At 41.4% G+C, this 22,781-nt stretch carries 22 protein-coding genes; 13 read left to right on the top strand and 9 right to left on the bottom strand.

Going from position 1 to position 22,781, the window contains the following annotated elements:
* Window positions 1–14 precede the first annotated feature (14 nt).
* The 4 genes from HXT59_RS06645 to HXT59_RS06630 all read right to left on the bottom strand — a co-directional run bounded on the left by HXT59_RS06645 (window position 15) and on the right by HXT59_RS06630 (window position 4,765).
* Entirely contained in the window at window positions 15–743 is a 729-nt protein-coding gene (locus HXT59_RS06645; protein ID WP_076002693.1) for an aspartate/glutamate racemase family protein, read from the bottom strand.
* Window positions 744–778: 35 nt separating this feature from the next.
* Window positions 779–2,020 carry a carboxylate--amine ligase gene (locus tag HXT59_RS06640; RefSeq protein ID WP_081378923.1) on the bottom strand — a complete coding sequence of 414 codons (1,242 nt, stop codon included), beginning with the start codon at window positions 2,018–2,020 and terminating at the stop codon, window positions 779–781.
* 134 nt (window positions 2,021–2,154) lie between these two features.
* Entirely contained in the window at window positions 2,155–3,960 is a 1,806-nt protein-coding gene (locus HXT59_RS06635; protein ID WP_102155356.1) for a UDP-N-acetylmuramoyl-L-alanyl-D-glutamate--2,6-diaminopimelate ligase, read from the bottom strand.
* Between the two features lie 25 nt (window positions 3,961–3,985).
* Window positions 3,986–4,765: an exonuclease domain-containing protein gene (locus tag HXT59_RS06630; RefSeq protein WP_012913960.1), complete on the bottom strand. Its 780-nt coding sequence runs from the start codon at window positions 4,763–4,765 to the stop codon at window positions 3,986–3,988.
* 278 nt (window positions 4,766–5,043) lie between these two features.
* Between HXT59_RS06630 and HXT59_RS06625 the strand changes: the two genes are divergently transcribed.
* Complete coding sequence (locus HXT59_RS06625) at window positions 5,044–5,592, top strand: sigma-70 family RNA polymerase sigma factor (protein ID WP_410310530.1); 549 nt, start codon at window positions 5,044–5,046, stop codon at window positions 5,590–5,592.
* A gap of 68 nt (window positions 5,593–5,660) precedes the next feature.
* Here the strand turns inward: HXT59_RS06625 and HXT59_RS06620 are convergent, their stop codons facing one another.
* From HXT59_RS06620 to HXT59_RS06605, 4 genes are all read right to left on the bottom strand, one after another.
* Entirely contained in the window at window positions 5,661–5,735 is a 75-nt protein-coding gene (locus HXT59_RS06620; RefSeq protein ID WP_369803150.1) for a 50S ribosomal protein bL37, read from the bottom strand.
* 137 nt (window positions 5,736–5,872) lie between these two features.
* The gene (gene ybaK, locus HXT59_RS06615) at window positions 5,873–6,373 is read right to left on the bottom strand and encodes a Cys-tRNA(Pro) deacylase (RefSeq protein WP_004105119.1); all 501 of its coding nucleotides are present in this window, start codon (window positions 6,371–6,373) and stop codon (window positions 5,873–5,875) included.
* Between the two features lie 179 nt (window positions 6,374–6,552).
* A complete protein-coding gene (gene gap, locus HXT59_RS06610) occupies window positions 6,553–7,608 on the bottom strand; it encodes a type I glyceraldehyde-3-phosphate dehydrogenase (RefSeq protein ID WP_004573912.1) in 1,056 nt (351 codons plus the stop codon).
* Between the two features lie 370 nt (window positions 7,609–7,978).
* The gene (locus HXT59_RS06605; RefSeq protein ID WP_033888660.1) at window positions 7,979–8,776 is read right to left on the bottom strand and encodes a thiamine diphosphokinase; all 798 of its coding nucleotides are present in this window, start codon (window positions 8,774–8,776) and stop codon (window positions 7,979–7,981) included.
* Between the two features lie 299 nt (window positions 8,777–9,075).
* Between HXT59_RS06605 and asnB the strand changes: the two genes are divergently transcribed.
* The 10 genes from asnB (at window position 9,076) to HXT59_RS06555 (ending at window position 19,318) form a co-directional block, all read left to right on the top strand.
* Window positions 9,076–10,962, top strand: coding sequence for an asparagine synthase (glutamine-hydrolyzing) (asnB, locus tag HXT59_RS06600; RefSeq protein WP_076002696.1), 1,887 nt, complete (start codon window positions 9,076–9,078; stop codon window positions 10,960–10,962).
* A gap of 253 nt (window positions 10,963–11,215) precedes the next feature.
* A complete protein-coding gene (gene infC, locus HXT59_RS06595; RefSeq protein ID WP_174182828.1) occupies window positions 11,216–11,953 on the top strand; it encodes a translation initiation factor IF-3 in 738 nt (245 codons plus the stop codon).
* Window positions 11,934–12,128 (top strand): 50S ribosomal protein L35, encoded by a 195-nt coding sequence (gene rpmI, locus HXT59_RS06590; RefSeq protein ID WP_004128670.1) that lies wholly within the window; start codon window positions 11,934–11,936, stop codon window positions 12,126–12,128. Before infC ends, rpmI begins: the two co-directional genes overlap by 20 nt.
* A gap of 67 nt (window positions 12,129–12,195) precedes the next feature.
* Entirely contained in the window at window positions 12,196–12,579 is a 384-nt protein-coding gene (rplT, locus tag HXT59_RS06585) for a 50S ribosomal protein L20 (RefSeq protein WP_004105106.1), read from the top strand.
* Window positions 12,580–12,673: 94 nt separating this feature from the next.
* Complete coding sequence (gene xerD / locus HXT59_RS06580) at window positions 12,674–13,633, top strand: site-specific tyrosine recombinase XerD (RefSeq protein ID WP_102155769.1); 960 nt, start codon at window positions 12,674–12,676, stop codon at window positions 13,631–13,633.
* 48 nt (window positions 13,634–13,681) lie between these two features.
* Window positions 13,682–14,521 (top strand): ParA family protein, encoded by an 840-nt coding sequence (locus HXT59_RS06575; RefSeq protein WP_004110398.1) that lies wholly within the window; start codon window positions 13,682–13,684, stop codon window positions 14,519–14,521.
* 190 nt (window positions 14,522–14,711) lie between these two features.
* On the top strand, window positions 14,712–16,637 hold the full coding sequence (gene typA, locus HXT59_RS06570) for a translational GTPase TypA (protein ID WP_064621387.1): 1,926 nt from the start codon (window positions 14,712–14,714) through the stop codon (window positions 16,635–16,637).
* 43 nt (window positions 16,638–16,680) lie between these two features.
* On the top strand, window positions 16,681–17,088 hold the full coding sequence (locus tag HXT59_RS06565; protein WP_102155352.1) for an alcohol dehydrogenase: 408 nt from the start codon (window positions 16,681–16,683) through the stop codon (window positions 17,086–17,088).
* 137 nt (window positions 17,089–17,225) lie between these two features.
* Window positions 17,226–18,221 carry a prephenate dehydratase gene (locus HXT59_RS06560; RefSeq protein ID WP_102155350.1) on the top strand — a complete coding sequence of 332 codons (996 nt, stop codon included), beginning with the start codon at window positions 17,226–17,228 and terminating at the stop codon, window positions 18,219–18,221.
* Window positions 18,215–19,318 (top strand): prephenate dehydrogenase, encoded by a 1,104-nt coding sequence (locus HXT59_RS06555; protein ID WP_102155348.1) that lies wholly within the window; start codon window positions 18,215–18,217, stop codon window positions 19,316–19,318. Before HXT59_RS06560 ends, HXT59_RS06555 begins: the two co-directional genes overlap by 7 nt.
* 23 nt (window positions 19,319–19,341) lie before the next feature.
* Here the strand turns inward: HXT59_RS06555 and HXT59_RS06550 are convergent, their stop codons facing one another.
* On the bottom strand, window positions 19,342–19,635 hold the full coding sequence (locus HXT59_RS06550) for a DUF6725 family protein (RefSeq protein WP_102155346.1): 294 nt from the start codon (window positions 19,633–19,635) through the stop codon (window positions 19,342–19,344).
* Between the two features lie 85 nt (window positions 19,636–19,720).
* On the opposite strand from HXT59_RS06550, the gene HXT59_RS06545 reads away from it, so the two are divergent.
* Window positions 19,721–20,689 carry a tyrosine recombinase XerC gene (locus HXT59_RS06545; protein WP_102155345.1) on the top strand — a complete coding sequence of 323 codons (969 nt, stop codon included), beginning with the start codon at window positions 19,721–19,723 and terminating at the stop codon, window positions 20,687–20,689.
* Between the two features lie 386 nt (window positions 20,690–21,075).
* Window positions 21,076–22,704, top strand: a complete 1,629-nt coding sequence (locus tag HXT59_RS06540) for a peptide ABC transporter substrate-binding protein (protein ID WP_004110383.1) — start codon at window positions 21,076–21,078, stop codon at window positions 22,702–22,704.
* Window positions 22,705–22,781 lie beyond the last annotated feature (77 nt).

Here is a 22,781-nt window from a genome sequence, read left to right as displayed (position 1 = left end):
TTAAGCTATTTCTGCTACTTCATTCGCAAAGATTTAGCTTTTTCTACAGTATTTTTTACGAGTACTGCTTGAGCGTCAACTAACGGTATTTGCGGAAGAGGGAAAGCTTCATTAAGCACGCTTAATTCTGTGCAACCCAAAATAAGTGCGTCGCAACGGCACGTTCCTGCAGGGTCGAGCATGTCGCTTAAAACGGACTCGTAACGGCGTAAATTAAGATTGCCTGTGCCTTTTACATCATCATAAATAAGTGATGTAATGCGTTTTTGCAAATCGTCGTCGGGTGCTACGAATGTGTATCCTGCTTCTTCTATAGCGCGCTGATACACTCCAGCTTTACGCGATCCTGCAGTACCTAAGAATCCAATACGGTTACATTTAGACTTTGGGTAACGTTTAGAAACTTCAGCTACAGCACCACGCGGCATATGTATAATTGGCACGTCGGTGAGTGCTTGGAACTTATCGTAAAAGTAATGCGCAGTATTGCACGTGAGCACAATAAATGAAGCACCTATCGCAGTTGCTTTAGCTATGTCGTCTGCAAGAGTAGGGAATGGGCTTTCGGATGATTCGCCAACAATATATGCTGTTCTATCTGGCACAGAAGCATCATTGAATACCACATAATCTAAAAACTCTTGATCGTTATGTGCATGCGTTTCTTTATTAAGTAAACGAATATAGCTTTCTGTTGCAAGTGTGCCCATGCCGCCAAGTACAGCAAAAAACGGACGTTTCATTGTCTCATATTCCCTTCAAAGTTACGTAATAATTTTCACGCTTTATTGCGGAAAAATTCTGCGTAACGCCTTGTGTAAATTGAAAACATATGACGAATCATCAACCAGCGTAGCAGATTCATATCTTTTTTATATTCTAGCGTAGTGCCCCAATCGCCGCGACGAATCATATTAAGACCGCGCTTCTTTTCATCGCCTTCTGCTACATAATTGCAAAATATCGATCGCGGAATCTCCATCCACAACTTTTCTCCACGACCGAACACAGTATTTCCGTCAAAAGGCTTATGGTCAATTAAATCTTCAACAAAATATTTAGCAATATTAAATCCGTTTAAAGTGACGAAATAGCTTGAACGGCCTTGGCGTAAATTGATTTCAAAAAGCTTATATTTTCCGTCTCTCTCATCGTATTTCATATCAAAATTAGCTACGCCAACGTAATGTATATCTTCCAAAAATGCTTTAATATTTTGGAAAACTTCTTCATTGTAGTCTGGAATAATAGCTGCATAATTGCCAATCGCTTCTGGAGTTGGATCCTCCAGCAGAGGGTGTCCTAGAAACATCATGCGCACATGATGATTGCTATCAACGTAAGCGTTTAGCACACGCATGCGGCTGTCGTCTCCAGGAATAAAGTCTTGCAAAATCATTTCGTCATCGTAGCCAGCTTTGTACGAGCGTTGAATAAGAGTATCAAGTTCTTGCGGAGTATTGATAATAAAAGCTTTTTTGCGTCCCTCAAAATCAATATCAAGCCATTTAGTGCTATTCGCTGGTTTCATAGCAATAGGGAAGCTGAATGGCAAATCTTCATAAGCGTGCGCTGCTACTTCTTGAGCGTTTACAACTTTAGTTTTTGGATGAGGAAGATTGTATTTTTCACAAGTTTTATAGAATGAGCTTTTAAGGCTAAGCTGGCGATTGAGCGAATTTGGCAATGTGTGGAAAGCAAAATATTCGTGCAATTCATCACCGCATTGGCTTAGAAGGTTCGCATATACGTCGCCGCAAGGAATAAGCAGAAGTTTGGTATTAGGATGCTCTTGATGCCATGATTTAGCAAAATTAAGCATTGTATTGCGGAATGTAGGAAGTTCTCCAAAGCCTGGAACAATTCTCACATCGACAATTTTGCTAAATTTCGTAGGTGAAAGTTGGAAGTGCGCAAAAGCAATTGAAGTAATGCCATATTCTTCATGGAATGCTCGAGCCATGCCGTATGCGTTTATATCGCTACCGAGTAACACAGGTTGAAATCGTTGATTCTTCATTTGTATCTTCTTCATTTGTTTTAATTTGTTATTTAACTTGTTTGTTATTTAGTTTGTTAGCTAGCTTGTTAGTTAGTTTATGTAGTAATTGCGTTTATTTTATTCGTATATTTTCATACTTTCGCATAAGCGTATTACAGACCAAAAAGACGCTTTATTACGAATGAATCACCCTCATACGGCACATGCTTTCGTTTGTTTTTAATCCAACGTTCATCGCCCTTACCAATAGCAAGAAGAATGTTTAATCTTCCATTTTTTTGTTCGCTACTTGCTGCATCGTTGTAAGCGCATTCTATTGCTTCAGCTCTGTCGATAATAATGCGTGAAGAAACATTTGGGTTCGTAACATAACTTTGCATATCCTCGCAAATATGCATTACGTCTTCAGTATCAGTATCTTCAGTAGTGAAAATAAACTGTTCTATGCGGTTTTGCGCGGCTTCAACAATTTCTTTACGACGGTCGACAGCTTTATCTCCTGTGGAACCAGTTATTAGCGTAATTCGAGGATTAAATTTGCCGTAGCGTTCTTCTACAAAGTCAAGAACTGATTTTGTAGAAATGTAGTTATGCGCATAGTCGACAACCGCAATCATGTTTGAGTGCGTGTCTTTGAAAACTTCCATGCGTCCAGAAATTTTCACATTCTCAATAGCGTGTAGTGCGTGTAAATCAGTATCCTGATTAATTCCCAATTCTCCTGCAATAGCGATTGCAGCTAAAGCATTTTCGTAGTTAAAATCTCCTGCAATAGACAATGCGAATTCGTCAATAGGGCAGTAGTGCACGTCTTCTTCGTAGTCGTTATCTTCATAGTCGTCGTCTTCGCTTGAGTCTCGCATAGCGATGCAATGTGATTCACTATTTTCTACTGGCATTGCAATGTAGTCAGGAGTAAGTAATTCCGTGTAATCGTCATCGTTAGCAGGCGCGCAATAATTTATGCGATCGTCGTCAAGATCATCGAAATTGTCATTTTCGCAAGCATCGCCTTCTATTTCATCTTTTTTAATGCGAGCAAAAGTTGTTACGAGCACATTGTTGCGTTCCGCATCTTGTAAAAGAAGATCTGCGTGATCTGTATCAGAATTTAGTACTAAACGCTTAGTATTTGCAATAATTTGTCGTTTGCAATACAAGTAATCTTCAAAAGTTGGGTGCTCAATAGGGCTAATGTGGTCTGGGCTAATGTTTAAGAATGCTGCAACATCGAATTTAAGACCGTATACGCGATTCACCTTATAAGCTTGCGAAGAAACTTCCATAACAAGATACTTCATGCCGTTATCTACAGCTTCGCGCATCATTTTGAAAGCATCAAAACTTTCAGGAGTAGTTAAATTAGATTCAACGTAATTTTTTCCGTCTACGCAATTATCTACTGAAGAAAACAGTGCTGCTTTACCGTGCGAATGGGAGTTTAGGATAGCGTGAGTAAAGTAGGCTGTAGTTGTTTTGCCTTTAGTTCCAGTAATTCCAACAATAGTGAGTTTTTCTTGTGGATTTCCAAAGAATGCTGCTGCAAGCACGCTCATTGCTTTTTTAGCATCCGTAACAATTAAACCAACAGCTTTTGTGTATTGTGCGTAGCTTTGTTCAGCAACATATGCAGTAAGTCCTTTGTTGTCTGCATCTAAAAGATATTCCGACTTAAAATTGCCTTTAATAAACAGAAGTGTTCCAGATTTAATATCGCGAGTATCGTAAGTTGCATTAGTAAAGCACTTATCTGCATCAATATTTGAGAAATAATACGGATTTAAAGACCATATTTCATTGCGAGAATGAGTAGAGTCTATAGTTTTTTCTTTAGTATTAGCACCATTAGCACTATTAGTATCTTCTGCTTTACCATATTGAATCATTTCGCGTAACAAACCATAGTGTTGCAAAATTTCACTTGCGTTTGCTAGTGACAACGTGTTATGCATGATCATAATTTACTTCTTTTCACCAAATGTTTTATAGCCATGTTCCAGTAATAGGCTCACGTCCGTGAGATTGCAGCCATTGATTGAAGCTATCTCGCCAATTAATATAAGCTTCGCGCTGCCAATCCATCATAGTATTCAGTCTCATGCAACTTACTGACTCATATAGTTTGCTCATTGGAGCAATCAAATCAAGAGCTGCAACTGTGTCTGCTGTAGCATCGTGGAAATCTCCGATTGGTTCAACCCCGTAAAACTGAGATGTAATAGTGAGAGTACGCTTGCCGGATCTTCTAGAAACAGCCCTATCGATAACAAGAGGGTCAACAGTAAGAATGTCATTAGCGTTTAGTGCATGTATTGGACAAGTTGCGCGTTCTTCTAGCGCAGTAAGATGCCAATGCTTCAAGTCGTGACGTAACATTGCAATATCAAATGGAGCGTTATAAGCAAGTAGTGGAATATTCTTAGCTTGAGCCATGCTTACTGCACGTGCAAGGAATTCAAGTTCTTCTTCAGGCTCTCCGCCGTGTTCTTTGAGGTATTCATCTGTGAAACCATTTACTTCGCTTGCTTTAGGATTCATAGGCTGATGAGGGTTAATTAACCAAGTTGATACCACATCTCCAGTGTGAGCTAGTTCAGGATTGCGTAATACTAGAGTTGCAGAAACAATGGCATCTTTACCAATATTTGCACCTGTAGTTTCAGTGTCGAAACCAAGTAACCATGATTCAGCAAGTAATGTATTCTCATCTTGCTTAGGTGCTAAATCTAAAGCATTTAACAATTCTTGAATATGAGTTGGCATAGTCACAATACTACCGCAATGTCACGCAATGTCACACTATGCCGCGCTGCGTTATTGTGCTGCGATGTGTTATCATCTTGCGCTGCGTTGCACTATGTAGCACGATAAATCAGTAGCTATATGTGCAAAATGAAAGTATTATTGACTATATGAGTGAGCAAATCGAGAAGACAAATGTTATGTGCTCTAAAAGCGTAAGAGCTAAAAAACAAAGTGCAAAAAATTGTAATGCTCGCTTATTTAGTGATCGTTTAGTAAATACTAAGCAAAGTTCTGCAATGGAAAGTCGACGCAAAAGATTTGAACAACTTGTATCTACTTGCGTTGATCCTTTATACACCCAAGCTATGCGTCTTACGCAAAATGCGCAGGATGCGCAAGATTTAGTGCAAGATACTTTTGAGCGCGCTCTTAAATCTTTTGAAACTTTTCAGCCTGGCACAAATTTTGCTGCCTGGATTAACAGGATTGAACGAAATTTGTATTTTAATCAGTACGCGAAAGCGAAACGAAGCCCTAAACGTGCTAATGATGAAACTGGTGACTACAATGATTGGGATATTTATGAGGCTTCTAATCATTGCGCAAAAGGAATGCTTTCTGCTGAACAAGAATATTTAGAAGGGTTTGCTCCACAAGAGATTATTGCGGCGCTTAGTAAGTTGCCACCTGAGCGTAGAAAAGTTTTTATTGAAGTTGCTATTCGAGGTAAATCTTATAAACAAATTGCGCAAGAAGAAGGCGTAAAAATAGGAACTGTTATGAGTAGACTTAACCGCGCTCGCATGCAACTTAAACGTGAGCTTTCTGATTATTCTAGTGAATAAAAGTATGTTAAAACGAAAAAGCCCACGATTGACGTGGGCTTTACAGTATGTATAAGCGAATTTATAGCTTAAGCATTTGGTCTTTTGCCATGATTCGCTGCTTTTTTACGACGCGCCTTGCGCTTGCGGCCACGCATACCCATAATGCACTCCTTAACGATTAATGAACAACCTTAGGGATTATCGCACGTTGCCAAGACGTTATATTTGCCAACGTACTAATCCCGTGCGAGTAATCACTTGTTGGTAGCAATATTTGCAGTAATAAAGCTTATGTTGCTTATGCTGCTATATCAGCTACAGTTGCGTTTAATAATGTTACGATATCTTGAGGATTAAGAACTACGTCCAATCCTCGTTTTCCTCCAGAAACAAGAATCTCATCAAATTGCATTACGCTACTATCTAGTACTGTTTCATGATGCGTTTTTTGTCCGAATGGTGAAATTCCGCCAACTACGTAGCCGCTTTCTCGTTGCGCGACTTCTGGGCTTGTCATACTTGCTTTCTTTGCGTGTACGGCTCCTGCAATTGCTTTCATATTGAGACGTCCGTTTACTGGAACAATTCCAACTACTCGCTTTTCACCAGTGTCAACCATGAGAGTTTTGCAAACTTGAGCTGCGCTTACGCCTAGCTTTTCAGCAGCCTCAATTCCGTAGCCGTCGTCCATGTGATCAGCGTCATGCTCGTATTGCGCTATGCGGAAGGTGATGCCTGCGTTTTCGAGTTGCGCAATAGCAGGAGTTGCTTTTCCGGTTTCTGCATGTTTTTTACTCATTTTGTTACCGTGCCTTATACTCAGCCATCAAATTCTGTTACATGATATGCTATACCGACTGTTGACTTAATGTATATTAAACATATAAACCCCTTGTGTAGCTTAGAAAGCAGCACAAGGGGTTTTTGATATATTAAATATTCGCACAACCAGCTATTGCTGATTGATGCTTAGCGAAATCACTCGGAGATTTCAGCGAAGTAAAGAAGGGTGCGAATCATGTTGGAGGTGAAGCCGTACTCGTTGTCGTAGAAGGTGACGGTACGAGCCAAAGTTACACCGTCAACAGTGTTCACATCGGTCTGAGTTGGATCGAAAACGCCACCGTGGGTGTCGCCGATGATGTCAGAAGACACGATACTGTCTGCATTGTAACCGAAGTACTCGCAGTTTTCGAAAGCCTTCTTGAAAGCGTCGTTAATTTCTTCAGTGGTTGCTGGCTTCTCAAGAACAGTAGTTAACTCGGTAACAGAGCCGTCTGGAACTTGAATGCGCTGTGCGTGACCCTGGAGCTTGCCGTTAACTTCTGGCACAACCTTGCCGATTGCCTTAGCAGCGCCGGTGGAGTGCTCAATGGTGTTGCAAGCTGCGGAACGGTTGTTGCGTGGCTTGGAGCCGCGTGGGCCGTCGAGAATCATCTGAGTGCCGGTGTAGGCGTGAATTGTGGTCATGAAGCCGGACTTGATTCCCCAGTTATCTTGAAGCAACTTCACCATTGCGGCCATGGAGTTGGTGGTGCAAGAACCAGCGGAAACAATGTTATCAGAAGCCTTCAAGATTTCGTGGTTAACACCGAACACAACTGTTGGAGTGGTTTCGTCCTTAGCAGGAGCAGAAATAAGAACCTTCTTAGCGCCTGCGTTCAAGTGAGCCTGGGACTTTTCTGCAGAAGTGTAGAAACCGGTGCATTCGAGAACGAATTCAACGCCATCGTTCTTAACCCATGGAATGTTATTTGCGTCTTTTTCGGCGTAAACCTTATAAGTCTTGCCATCTACAACGATTGCGTCTTCGGTGGAGGTTACCTCAACTGGGGTGCCGTCATCGTGGCGGAATGTGCCGTGGGTGCTGTCATACTTGAGCAAGTAGGCGAGCATCGAAGGGGTGGTCAGATCGTTGATGGCTGCGACTTCGATGTCACCTGCTTGACCGCCGCGAGCTTGAAGCTCAAAAATACGACGGAATGCGAGACGACCGATGCGACCGAAACCATTAATACCAATCTTGACTGTCATGTGGTTCTCCCTTGAGTGAGACCTCGTGCGCAACGTTTTAAGCCGCGCTATTTTCGCGATGAAAACTCACGCATTTAGGTCATCGTTATTTGAATTAACGGTGTTCATTTTAGTGTGCGGTATGTACGAAGAGTTGTAATATAGCTCACTTTTATTGCAATCATGCACTGTGAGAACAGTGAGCGTTAACATGCTGTGTTTTATGAGTGTTTTTGTGAATTTTTTGATAGTTTCTAGTTGCGTTTTTGCATAACATTTTACGAATCAATATTCTTCAATTGAACAACGCATGTAATTTTAAAAAGAAAAAGGCTGACGAGTTTTCAAGTAAAAGATCCTCGTCAGCCATTTGTGCAAACTAAAGTTTGCGCTATTCGTTATACGTCATTGCTTCAGCAGCTGCAGTAGTCGAATATGTTGGAGTAGTCTCGCTTTCAAGAGGAACTGCTAATGCTTCCGATATAGAAGCATCAACTTCGCCTAAATCTCCAATTGGTCTTTTAAACCAGCTCACCTGTGGCAATGGAGCGTTAATAGGGAAGGTTACAATAAGTGTTCCTTCATGAACGTCAATATGAGCCGGCGTATCATTTAATAATTCGTTACTTAAACCTTGTACTGCATCTCCATGCATGGTTGCGTGTTTAAGCTGATACTTTAATCCAACTTCATTTACATCATTAGAAACTGGAGTATGAGAAAAAACGGAAACTATGCGCAAATCATTTCCAGATGATGCTGGAAAATCAAGAGATCCATCATGTATTGCTGTAACAATTTGACCGTCGCCGTACAAGAATCCAATTCCACCGCGACGCGCTAAACGAACCATAAGTTGAATATTAGAAATAGTATGGTCAACTCGACCACCTAATCCTCCGAAAATATGAAATTCTCGAGAGCCTTTAGCCCAACCGACTTTCAACGCAGAAAGTAAGTCCGGATCATCTTTTTCTGCAGGCAATCTAGTAATAACTGCATCAGTAGGGAGCTTTAATCTAACAGAGTCAAAATCGCCGATGAGCGCATCCACATGCAAACCTAATTTACATGCATGATCCCAGCCTCCATCAGCTGCAATTGTTAAAGCGCGATCTGGCACATGCTCACGCGTATGATCGTAATAATCTCCTGCTGCTAATACTACGCAGCGTTGCAAAGGTTCCATAGCAACATAATAACGCTGCATTTGTACTGATGACATACATTTATAACAAGAGTTTATAAGCGTAGTGTCAACCAACATTTGACTATGTTTTATGCCATTTTTTGGATTTGGTTTTAGCGTATTTTATTGCTTTTATTCCGGCAAATACAGGAATTTTTAGACTAATACTCGCTTAACATAAAGTGCTTGGTGTAATATTGCATGGCAAGTTAGATTTTCCAAGTTATTATGGATTTTCGTTAATTATTTGCTAGTAGACTAACGTAATGCTGTGTTGTATATTCTACGAGGAGAAATAAATGTGCGGAATTGCAGGGTTCATTAATGACACCCCAATTAACGTCAAAAGCCAAATTGTAAAAGATATGACAGATGTGATTGTGCATCGTGGTCCTGACGAGTATGGAACTATGATTGACGAACACGCAGCACTTGGTTTTCGTCGACTTAGCATTATAGATCTTCACGGTGGATCCCAACCTATGTACAACGAGGATGGGAATCTTGCAGTTACTTTTAATGGCGAGATTTATAACTACAAGCCACTTCGCGAAGAACTTATTAAAGCTGGTCACACTTTCCACACTGATTGCGATACAGAAGTATTAGTGCACGGATACGAAGAGTGGGGTAAAGGCTTACTTAATCGTTTACGCGGAATGTTTGCATTTGTTATTTGGAACAAGAGTACTCAAGAATTGTTTGGCGCTCGCGACCATTTCGGTATTAAGCCTTTTTATTATGCGCAAATGAACGGTACTTTTATGTATGGATCCGAAATTAAATCTTTACTGCGCCATCCAGATTTTAAGAAGGAACTTAACGAAAATGCGCTTAAGCCGTTTATGACATTCCAATATCCTGCAATTAACGAAACTTTCTTCAAAGGCGTTTTTAAGCTGCGTGAAGGTAATTGCTTTACGTATAAGAATGGCGAAATGAAGATTGAGCAATATTACGATCCTAATTTCAAAGAAACAAAGCAACGCTTGAATGAATTAGTTGATTCTATCGATAAAACAGTTTGTGATTCTGTTCAAGCTCACCAAATTGCGGATGTTGAAGTTGGTTCGTTCCTTTCTTCTGGAGTTGATTCAAGTTATGTTGCCGCTGTTGCGCGCCCTGAACACACATATTCTATTGGTTTTGCTGGTGGAAGATACAATGAATCCAAACAAGCAAGCGAATTGGCAAAAATTATTGGCTTAAACAATAAATCTGAAATTATTGACGCCGCTGACGCATTTCGTTATTTCCCACAAATTCAGTGGTATTTGGACGAACCTGATTCTAACTTCTCTTGCGTCCCATTATTCTTCCTTGCAAAATTAGCTTCGCAAGATTTACGCGTTGTGCTAAGCGGTGAGGGAGCAGATGAATTATTTGCAGGATACATTGATTATGGTGTTCACACGCGTTCTAAACTTATTAAAGTTGTGACTCGCATGCTTGCAAAGTTGCCAAAAAAGTTGCGTTACGCGATTGGTCGAGCTGCAAAAGGAAAGCATTTCCACGGAGCATGGCATTTGTACGCTAATTTGGCTCCAGCTGAGGAGCATTTTATCGGTCAGTCAAAGGTTTTCAATGAGGAAGATGCTGTAAAACTTTTGAAACCTGAGTATCGCAAAGGTCCTAGCGTTCGCAGCATCGTCGATGCTATTTACAGTAGAATTGCTGGTAAGGGACTTTCTGAAGTTAAGAAAAAGCAATATCTTGATATGCATCAATGGATGCCAGGAGATATTTTGCTTAAGGCAGATAAAATGACTATGGCACATTCTTTGGAGCTTCGCGTGCCTTTGCTTGATCGCGTGCTCATGGATGTTGCAGAAAAAGTTCCTACTAAATATTTAATTACTGACGAAAATACGAAGTTTGCTTTCCGACAAGCTGCGTCCCGTCATTTGCCAAAAGCTTGGTATGACAGAGAAAAACTTGGTTTCCCTGTGCCAGTTAAGGATTGGTTGCGCGAGGAACGTTTTTATAAGATTGTGCGTAAGACGTTTGAAAGTGACGACGCTGCTAAATTCTTCGATAGAGATGCTTTACTTCGTATGATTGACGATAATTATGCAAAGAAAAATGACGATCGTCGTAAGATTTGGACAGTTTACACATTCCTGACTTGGTATGATGTGTACTTTAATCATGATGGATTGAAGCCTGAGCCGATGCAGTTAGCGTAGAAATCGCATAGTTCTGGCTTTGATTTGCGGCAGTCAAAACACATTTCGTGTGTTGGCTGCCTTTTTGTCAAGGCTTCTAGTAAAATAGATATTCGGCTTGAGTAATCAAGAAAGTGGGATGTCCCCACCTGGAAGCCTACTGTGGTTTCGGGTTCATGACTTCGGTCACGCAAGTTAGCTCTTGTGCTGCTTGCTGCGCTGTTATATAGCGTTTTATTGATATGAAGTGGTGAATCTTAAGCTCTTGGACTTCTTGGTGTATTACATCTTACAAGTATTTAGAAGGATTGGAGTCATCATTAGCGACGAACCACGCATTAACGAGGAAATTCGAGTCCCTCAGGTGCGCCTTATTGGTCCAAAGGGCGAGCAAGTGGGAGTTATCGCAACCTCTGTCGCGTTAAACCTTGCAAGGGAAGCTAACCTCGATCTTGTCGAAGTTGCACCTACTGCTAAGCCTCCAGTAGCCAAGCTTATTGACTACGGTAAGTACAAGTACAACGAAAAGATTAAGGCTCGTGAAGCACGTCGTAATCAGACCGTCGCAGAGGTTAAGGAAATTCGTTTCCGTCTCAAGATCGACGATCACGATTTCGATGTGAAGAAAGGTCATGTGCTTCGTTTCTTGAACGGCGGAGACAAGGTAAAAGTAACTATTATGTTGCGTGGCCGTGAGCAATCTCGTCCGGTTGGTGGCGTTGAATTGTTGCGCCGACTTGCAGATGAGGTCTCTGAAAGTGGCACAATAGAGTTTGCGCCAAAGCAAGAAGGTCGAAATATTATTATGACTCTTGCTCCAAAAGGCAAGAAAATTCATACACAGTCTGAGCAACGTCGTCGTGGCGCTGAATCTCGCGCTGAGCGTCAAGCTCGTCAGGCTGCTCGTCTTGCAGCTAAGCAAGAGGTTCAGTCACAAGCTGCAGCTGCAGTAAATGCTATGCAATCCGATCAACATCACAAGGAGGGCAGCAATGCCGAAGATGAAAACTAATTCCGCAGCGTCCAAGCGCGTTCGTCTTACCGGTACCGGTAAGGTGATGCACGATGGTAGCGCCATGCGCCACAACTTGGAGCACAAGTCGGCTCGTAAGCGTCGTGCTCTTTCTGAAGATAAAGTATTGGCTACTGCGCAGAGCAAGAAGCTTAAGGGCTTGCTCGTTAAGTAAGTAACAAGTAAGAATTGCTTGTAAACGAATACGCAATCGAAAATTTTAAGAAAGCTGAGGAATACTTATGGCACGAGTAAAGCGCGCAGTAAACGCTCACAAGAAGCGTCGCGTTGTTCTTGAGAGGGCTTCTGGCTACCGCGGTCAGCGCTCCCGTCTTTATCGCAAGGCAAAGGAACAGCTGCTCCACTCATTCACTTATAACTTCCGCGACCGTAAGGCTCGCAAGGGTGATTTCCGCAAGTTGTGGATTCAGCGCATTAACGCAGCAGTTCGCGCTGAAGGCATCACTTATAATCGCTTCATTCAGGGCTTGCACTTGGCAGGCATCGAATTGGATCGTCGCGCTCTTGCTGAGCTCGCAGTTTCCGATATTGAAGCTTTCAAGGCTGTTGTTGAAGCTGCTAAGGCTGCATTGCCAGCTGATGTAAACGCTCCAGTTGAAGCCTGATTTTGCTTTAATAGAGTTCTATTTTAAGCCCACCGATTTAGGTGGGCTTTTTCTTTTAAATCAACAAATTTACTTATTAGCTATAATTGTTTATATGCGCTCAAATCTTGATTCTGACAATAAGAAAAATAATATTCCTGAAGAGTTTGCACTTCATATTCAACGCTTTATTGCGCATATTGATATTGAGCGTGGTCTTTCTAAAAAAACAGTATCTGCGTACGCTTCAGATTTGCAAGATTACACATGCTGGCTTTACGATGAACGAAAAATAAAAAATGTTACTACTATTTCTCAATTAGATATTGAATCATACATTCGAACTTTGAATGAATTAGGGTTGGGAACTAGAACAGTTGCGCGTCGACTTGCAAGTATTCACGAATGGCACCGCTTTATGCTTGCTCATGGCGATATACAAGCTGACGTTTCAGCGCAAGTAAAAGCTCCAAAACAAGCCGAGTATTTGCCGGATGTTTTAAGTATTGAAGAGGTAAATAGAGTTATTGAAGCTGCTGGAAATTTTGGTAGCGAGGACGCTATTTCGATTAGAGATGCAGCTTTGCTAGAATTTTTGTACGCTACAGGAGCGCGAATTTCGGAAGCAGTTGGCGTAAAATTCGAAGATATTGATTTAAACGAATCTGTTGTAAAACTTACAGGTAAAGGCTCTAAGCAGCGTTTAGTTCCGATTGGTGGTTGTGCTGTTCGTGCTCTTCGTAACTATATGGAGAAATCTCGCCCAGAATTAGCGTTAAAGGGCAAACGTGAATTGCACACAATTTTCTTAAATAAGAGAGGTAATGCACTTTCTCGCCAATCAGCATGGGCAATAGTAACGCAAGCTGGCGAGCGTGCAAAACTTGACAAACCATTGCATCCGCATACGCTGCGTCATTCTCTTGCCACGCATCTTATTGCAGGTGGTGCTGATGTGCGCACAGTTCAAGAGTTGCTTGGACATGCTTCAGTTACAACAACTCAAATTTATACGCATATTAGTCCCGACGCATTAGTTGAAGCTTACGTAATGAGTCATCCTCGAGCTAAATAATTTTATGCTCAGAGTTTCGTGAGTATACCTGTTGATAAAGTGGGGAACATGCCTACTGATTTACTTGGACGCGAATACGAAACTTTTCATGCACCAGAGCCGTTAACTTCACATGGTCCTGCTCGCATTATTGCAATGTGCAACCAGAAAGGTGGAGTTGGTAAAACTACAAGCTCCATTAATATTGCTGGCGCACTAAGTCAGTATGGTCGTCGCGTTTTGATTGTTGATTTCGATCCGCAAGGTGCAGCAACAGTTGGACTTGGAATTAACGCAAATGCGCTTGATAATACAGTTTATACGGCATTATTTGATTCGTCTGTAGACGTTCACGACGTAATTCGTCATACTGAAACAGAAAATATTGATATTATTCCTGCAAATATTGATTTATCCGCAGCTGAAGTTCAGTTAGTAACCGAAGTAGGACGAGAGCAAATATTGGCAGGTGTATTGCGCAAAGTGCGCGACGAATACGATGTTATTATAGTCGATTGTCAGCCTTCTCTTGGCTTGCTTACTGTAAACGCGTTAACGGCAGCTGATGGTGTGATTATTCCACTTGCTGCAGAGTTCTTTGCTCTTCGAGGCGTGGCTCTTCTTATGCAATCAATTGAGAAGGTACAATCTCGTATTAATCCAAATCTTAAAGTATTTGGAGTTCTTGTCACTATGTACACTCGCACACTTCATAGTGAGGAAGTGTTGCAGCGCATTTATGAAGCTTTCCAAGATCGCGTTTTGCACTCTGTGATTTCGCGTTCTATTAAGCTGCCAGATTCTACAGTTGCTGCAGTTCCTATCACTATTTTTGCTCCTGAACACAAGACTGCAAAAGAGTACCGCGAAGTTGCGCGTGAGCTTATTGCTAAAGGTGTTGTTGCGTAAGTTCTTGTTGTTTTGCGTTAGTGTGGATTAAAAGCTGTCTGCGCTCACTAGTAAAATCGGTGCGGTTTGGCAGTTTACCTATTTGGGTGCTTGCCAATAAGGTATATAGCTACTGTTTCAGCCGACATTTATAGCTTAAGCGGTTGCATGTTAATAATTACTTAAACGCGAAGAATGGAAGAGGTTTGTGATGACTGTTCGCGGTGATATTCGAAATGTGGCAATTGTGGCGCACGTAGACCACGGTAAGACCACTCTGGTAAACGCCATGCTTCAGCAGTCGCACGTATTTTCTGAGCGTGAAGAAGTTCCAGATCGCGTTATGGATTCCAATGATTTGGAACGCGAAAAGGGCATTACTATTCTTGCTAAGAACACTGCTGTGCAGTACACAGGTCCATTAGCTGAAAAGTATGGTCATCCAGAAGGTATCACTATTAACGTTATTGATACTCCAGGTCACGCTGATTTCGGTGGTGAGGTCGAGCGTGGTATCTCTATGGTTGACGGCGTTGTTTTGTTGGTTGACGCTTCTGAAGGTCCTCTTCCACAGACTCGCTTTGTGCTTCGTAAAGCTTTGGAAGCTAAGCTTCCTGTTATTTTGTGCGTAAATAAGGTAGATCGTCCAGATGCTCGTATTGAAGAAGTTGTTGGCGAATCTACAGATTTGCTTCTTGGCTTGGCTCAGGATGTTGTCGAGGAAGGTATTGACCTCGATCTCGACGCTTTGCTTGATTTGCCAGTAATTTATTGCGCTGCTAAAGCTGGTTATGCTTCTGTTAATCAGCCTGAAAATGGTGGTTTGCCAGATAACGATAATTTGGAGCCATTGTTTGATTCTATTATTTCAAACATTCCAGCTCCTGAATACGAAGAAGGCGCTCCTCTTCAAGCTCATGTTGCAAACATTGATTCCTCTGACTTCTTGGGTCGTCTCGGTTTAGTGCGAATTTACAACGGAACTTTGGAAAAGGGCAAGACTTACGGTCTTTCTCGCGTCGACGGTTCCATTGAAAACTTCCGTGTTTCTGAGCTTCTTCGCACTCAAGGTTTGGAGCGCACTCCTGTAGCTTCTGCAGGTCCTGGCGACATTGTTGCTGTTGCTGGCGTAAACGACATTATGATTGGCGAAACTATCGTTGACCAAAACGATCCAAAGCCGCTTCCATTAATTCATGTCGACGATCCTGCAATTTCTATGACTTTCGGAGTAAACGATTCTCCTCTTGCTGGAACTGAAGGCAAGGATCATAAGCTTACTGCTCGTATGATTAAGGATCGTTTGGACCGCGAGCTTATTGGTAACGTTTCTATTAAGGTTATTCCAACTGAGCGTCCAGATGCTTGGGAAGTTCAAGGTCGTGGCGAGCTTGCTTTGGCTGTGCTAGCTGAGCAGATGCGTCGCGAAGGCTACGAGCTTACAGTTGGTCGTCCTCAGGTTGTTACCAAGACTATTGATGGTCAAATTAATGAGCCTATGGAAAGCACTACGATTGACGTCCCAGAAGAGTACATGGGTACCGTCACTCAGCTTATGGCTGATCGCAAGGGTCGCATGGATTCTATGAGCAACCACGGTTCTGGTTGGGTTCGTTTGCAATTTACTGTTCCATCTCGCGGTCTTATCGGTTTCCGCACTGCTTTGCTTTCTGCTACTCGCGGAACTGGTATTGCAAGCTCTATTTCCGCCGGTTATGCTCCATGGGCTGGTCAGATTGTGACTCGTCAGAATGGTTCCATGGTTTGTGACCGCAAGGGTGTTGCAACTCCTTATGCTATGCAGCGTTTGCAAGCTCGTGGCGTATTCTTCGTTGATCCACAAAGCCCAGTTTACGAAGGACAAATCGTTGGTATTAACAATAAGCCAGATGAGCTGGATGTAAATATTACGCTTGCTAAGCACATGACTAACATGCGTTCTTCAACCGCTGATGTTCTCGAGACCTTGACTCCGCCAATCAAGATGAGCTTGGAAGAGTCTCTTGACTTTGCTAACGAAGACGAATGCGTGGAAGTTACACCTGAAGCAATTCGCGTGCGCAAGATTATTTTGAGCCGTGACGAATGGTATAAGTGGCGTGCTAAGCAGCGTCGTCAAAACAACAACGCTGCATGATAATCGCAATATACCAATTAGTAATGGAACGTTAGGTTTTATTATGTCGTCGAAACCGTGGTCGCATCGCTTGCCTTCGTGGGGTAGGTATGCGACCACGTGTGTTTCTGCAGTAATATGCGCGTTGATTGGTACTTTTGCTCATCGCTGCGGTGCAATGGATAACATTCCTTACGGATTCGTATTGTCTATGCTTTTGCTGTTTTTGTCTGCTTGGTGTGCAAGATCTCGTAGTGGTTGGAGTGGATTACTTATTCACGCAATAGTTTTCTCCGCGTTTGCTTGGATTCTCGCATTAGATTTTATTGGCAGTGCAATTCTAGTACCTGTTGGTTTCACAATACCGTTGCCATGGTGTTCGCAATATGTTGGATATTTTTGGCTTTACGGCGTTCTTGTTGCTCACTTAATTTTGCTTTGTATGCCTCAGCGTTGGTTTGTTATTGAATAGTGAAATGAGCAAAGAATTTGCAATAATTTAAGCGTGACTTCGCTGTGAATTTTGCATACAAAGAAGTATTAAGCAGTATTTTTTACAGTAGTCTTGATTACAATATTCTTAACTGCAACAGTTTTTAAGGAATACTTATGAATAGTAGTAACAGTAAGTTCTCACGTAAATTATGCTATTTAGGGCCGGAAGGTTCTTTTACTCATCAAGCAGCTTTAAAAGTTCAGCAGCAGTTACAATCATTTGAGAATTTGCGACTTATTCCAACTGCTTGCGAGAATGTTCTTAGTATTGCTAGTGAAATTGAAGAGCATCAGCATTGGGGTGTTATTGCGTGGGAAAACAATATTGAAGGCGTTGTAATACCTAATTTAGATTTACTCATTGATGCAAAAAATATGGTTGGTATTGCTCGAATAGGTGTCGATATTAGTTTTGATGCTGTTATTTGCAAGTCAGATTCAATCGATAACTGTTCTACTATTGTTGCTCACCCTCACGCGTTGGCACAATGTCGTAAGTTTGCTCAAGAGCGTGGATTGAAAGAAAAAACTGCGTCTTCAAATGCTGCTGCTTGTAGGGATTTAGTTCCTGGAGAAGTTGCTTTATGCCCTAAAATTTGTGCTGATTTATACAATAGGCAGATTGTGAGTGAAGCAGTTGAAGATTTTTCTGGCGCGCGAACTGAGTTTTTAGTGCTAGCTCCTCGAGATCAGGCTTTAGATTTTGTTAATGTGCAGCGAGAAAACTTTTCATCATTTTCCTCAATTATTGCATTTATTCCGCGTTGCACAGGTGCTGGAGTGTTAGCAAATTTGCTTGATGTTGTGCGTGATCATGGTCTTAATATGACTTCCTTTATGTCTAGACCGATTAAAGGGCGAGGCGGTTTATACAGTTTTATTGCAGCTGTTGATGCTGCTCCTTGGGATTCTACGTGTAAAGCTATGATTCAAGAGGTTGTTGAACATGGTGATTGGGTTCGAGTTTTAGCAGTGTATTCTTCTGATAAACGCAAGAATCCGGTGATGGATGATTGGATGCTACCTCATGGTGGAGTGTGCGTTGAACCTTCAGTTGATGCTTTACGTAATTTGAACGTAATGCGTGCAGAAAGAGAATTATTATGGTAGAAGATGCTGAATTTTCGCAAAAATTTTCTGTTGGTATTGTAGGTCTTGGTCTTATTGGTGGATCTCTTGCAAAAAGACTTGCAAAATTGCCTGAATGTAACGTTTATGCGTGGAATCGGCATCATAATCCATACGAAGAAGCTGAAAATTTAGGAATTACTTGCGTGGACAATGTGCAAGATTTAGCTAAGCTTCGACCAAACGTTCTGATTTTATGCAATTCTCTAGCTTCTATGCCAAGTATTTTGCATGAAGTTGCACCTTATATTGACAAATCTTGCACAACTATTAGCGATGTTGGCAGCGTAAAAACTTTAGTTCGAGAGCAAGTAAAAGATGCAGGTTTGCAAGATTGTTACGTTGGTGCGCATCCGATGGCTGGTAGTGAATTTACTGGTTGGAAAGCTTCTAGTGATGAGCTTTTAAATGGTGCTTTGTGGGCTTTAACTGTTGATGATTCTACTGAGTTTTGGCGAGTTAGAAATATTTTGCAAATGATTGTTTCGCTATGCGAGAATCGTGCAATAGTTTTGGATGATGCAACGCACGATAATTCTGCAGCTCTTATTTCTCACATGCCTCATGTTGTTGCAACAGCTCTTGCAAACGTATTATGTGAACAATCTAATCGTGCTATTGCTTTACAACTATCTGCAGGTTCCTGGCGGGATATGACACGAGTTGCTCTTACTGATCCTCAACGCACTCGTGCTATGGTAAGTGAAAATCGGCATAATACTGCGAAATTATTGCGTTCCGTAATTTCTGAGCTAACTTTTGCTGCAAATATGTTAGATAATGATGTTGAAACCGCGGATGCTTTAGAGCAAGAGTTTTTTGCTAAAGCTCAATCTTGGAGAGAATATAAATACCTGCAGCGCAACTCGTCTAAAACTAGTACGCAACAAAGTGACGATGCTAAGCAAAATGATGATGCAAATAGCAGATTGTGGAAGTATGATTCTCAAATCAATTGGCAGCAGGAATTACTAGAATCCGCGCGCTCAGGTGAATCTATTGTTGAAATCTGCGAATCTAATACTAACGAATCTTCGCAACTACTATTGCGCTCAGATGCTTCCTTGAGAAATGTGTAAAACTTGCTCCTCATCAGACAATTCTACAGACTAAGCGGCTTTTGGAATTTGCGTTCTGGGATTGGCTTTAATCGGTAAATAGTGTTGGCATCAATGAACATTTCTTCGGCAGCTCTAGTGCCGTTTGCTGCAGGATCTCGAAGTAAATGAAGCATTACCCCGTCCCACTCGAGTACGTGCCCAATCGCATCATGATACTCGATTTTTTGTGTTCCATCGTTATTGTCTTCTATAATTTTGTAAGTTCTTACTACTATGCGCGAGCCTGCAGGTATTTGCTTCGGTAGTGTAGTTAAATTCCGTGTTTGTGTGTTCATAACATGCTCCTTGTTGTATTATGCATGTGACTGAAGTATATGGCAAACGTTTTGTTTTAAACTTTTATGGAAGGGTGAGTTAAGCATGAGCAACAATAAATTTGTTTCTGAAAATTTCTTAGGCTTACCTTCTAAATATATGAGTTTAATAGATGATTATATTGATTATGTTCGTGCTAATAAAGGCTTGGGTGAACGCACGCAGAAAGCTTATGCCAGTGATATTTTGCAATGTTTAGCATGGTGTAATCGGCACGGATTTAATAATATTTCGGAGCTTACTACGGATGATTTGCGTTCGTGGATGGCTGATGAGTTGCGAAGTCATGCGCGTTCAAGTTTGGCTCGCAAAGTAGTCGCGGTGCGTGGTTTTTTTGCGTGGTGTCAGCATGTTGAATACATAAGCAGTAATCCTGCAGAAATTTTAATGACGCCAAAAATTAAAAATATGCTGCCATCTGTTTTGGATGAATATCAAGCAGAATCATTAATGAATAATGTTGATTCTAAAGCTAATGTTTCACCTTCGTGTACCAAAAATCAGAAAGCTGTAGGACTTCGCAATGCTGCAATTCTGGAGCTTTTATATGCGACTGGTATTCGTGTTGGTGAGCTTACTAGTTTAAATATTCAGGATATTAATTTTTCCTCGCACACTATAAAAGTTACTGGTAAGGGAAATAAGCAGCGTGTTGTGCCTTTTGGGGTTCCTGCTTATAAAGCTTTATCTGCTTGGATTTCTAAAGATGGACGAGAAATTTTATTGCGAAATTCTGTTGAAGAGGCAGTATTTCTTGGTACTCGCGGAAAGCGTATTGATCAGCGTTTGGTAAGGCAGATTGTGCATGACGAGGCTAAAAGTGCGCATGTTCCGGATATTTCTCCTCATGCTTTGCGGCATAGTGCTGCTACGCATATGTTGAATGGAGGGGCAGATTTACGCGAAGTGCAGGAATTATTGGGTCATTCATCGCTTAATACTACTCAGCGTTACACTCATGTTTCTATTGAATCTTTAAAACGTAAGTATTCTCAAGCTTTTCCGCGTGCATGATAGTAAATGTTTTAAGCATTCAATTATTCATATTTAACATGTTTTTTACATAATAAATATGTTAATTTACATTTTTGTAATATACATATATCTATAAAAAACAATAAATTTTACTATATAAATAATAAAATTTTCGGTATTTATAATTAAATCTAGACTTAAATAATTAATTATTACTAATATACAATATTTTTTTCAATTTTCTTTTACTATTGCATTGTTTGTAAAAATACGTATCATTGAATTTTAATCAACGAAGAGGCCTCGTCATTGGCTTGCGAGAATCCATCTGGCAATAAAAACCGGATGGATTTTTATGTTTTAGCTGATGTTTGGCTTTTTTGTGATATGACAATCCTGCCTACCAGACGTTAGGAGAAAAATATATGAAGAATAAGGCTTTGGCTTTCGCTGCTGCTGCCTGCTCGCTGGCAATGTTACTTGGTGGCTGTGGCTCTTCCGCTAAGAATGCACAAACAAACGGTGGCAAGGTTATTATTACCGTTTCAAACTCTGAGCCACAAAACGAATTAGTCCCTGGAAATATTAACGAAAATGCTGGCGCTCGTCCTGCCATGTTGGTTAATTCCACGTTGGTAACTTTCGATGAAAAAGGTAATCCTGTGAATGAGGATGCTGAAAGCATCACTCCAAATGCTGATGCTACCCAGTACACCGTGAAGGTTAAGAAAGGAAAGAAGTTCAGCGATGGCACTCCTATTACAGCCGAAAGCTTTGTGAAAGCTTGGAGCTTCGTCGCTAACGCTAAGAATGCTCAGAAGTGTGCTTCCTTCTTCCAAACCATTAAGGGTTATGCTGATTTGCAGAAGGATGGTACTAAGGGTGACGAACAGCTTTCTGGTTTGAAGGTTGTTGATGAAAATACTTTTACCGTTGATTTGGAACAGCCAGATTCTGTATTCCCAATTAAGGTTGGCTACTTGGCATTTGCTCCACTTCCGGAATCCTTCTACAAGGATCCAAAGGCTTATGGCGAAAAGCCTGTTTCTTCTGGTCCATACTTGTTCAAATCTTGGGATCACAACAAGCAGATTGAAGTTGTGAAGAACCCAGATTACGATGGTCCACGTAAGGCTCAGAATGATGGCGTAACTTTCAAGGTTTATACAGATGGTAACGCTGCATACCGCGATGTGCAGGCTGGAAACCTCGATATGACTGATAATATTCCAGATACCCAAACTAAGACTTTCCAGAAAGATACAACTGTTAAGGCTTACAACCGTCCAGGTTCTGTAATCCAACAGTTCACTATTCCTTCAAGCCTCCCGCACTTCGATGTAAAGACTGAAGAAGGTAAGCTTCGTCGTCAAGCTATTTCTATGGCTATAGACCGTAAGGTGATTATCAACAAGATTCTCAATGGCACTGCTTCTCCTGCGAACGAATTTACTTCTCCATTGACTCCAGGCTATAAGGCTGATCTTAAGGGTCATGAGAACGTAGAATTTAATGCAAAGAAAGCTAAGGAACTTTGGGCTAAGGCAGATAAGATTTCTAAGTATGATGGATCTCTTACTTTCTCCTACAATGCCGATGGAAATGCAAAGTCTGTGTTTGATGCTGTTGTGAATTCCCTCAAGAATAATCTTGGAATCAAGGCTGAGACCACTCCAATTCCTACATTCCAGGAATTCCGTAATGCTTGCGCTAAGCGTCAGATTAAGGGTGCATGGCGTGCAGGTTGGATGCCAGATTATCCAAGTGCAGAAAATTACTTGACTCAGGAATTTGCTTCCGTTGCAGCTGATGGCAATGGTTCCAACGAAGGTGATTATAAGAATCCAAAGTTCGACGATTTACTTAAGAAAGCTGCATCTGCTAAGCCAGAAGAGGCTATTAAGCTCTATCAGCAAGCAAACGAAATCCTTCTTGAGGATCTTCCATCTGTCCCATTGTTCTACTCGAACGCTAAGGCTGTGATGGTTCCAACTTTGAAGGGCTTCACAATGGATTGGCAGAATATGCCGCTGTACTATCAGCTTCACAAATAAGCTGGTAGCTAATTAAGAAAACAGCATAGTGTTACATACTTTTTAGAAAGTTAGTAGGTAACACTAGTTGGTTCCTC

It is taken from the genome of Gardnerella sp. KA01001, from assembly GCF_049244025.1.
Classification (GTDB): domain Bacteria; phylum Actinomycetota; class Actinomycetes; order Actinomycetales; family Bifidobacteriaceae; genus Bifidobacterium; species Bifidobacterium swidsinskii.
Note: the sequence above shows the minus strand (reverse complement) of the source record. Positions and strands in the feature narration are given on the sequence as shown.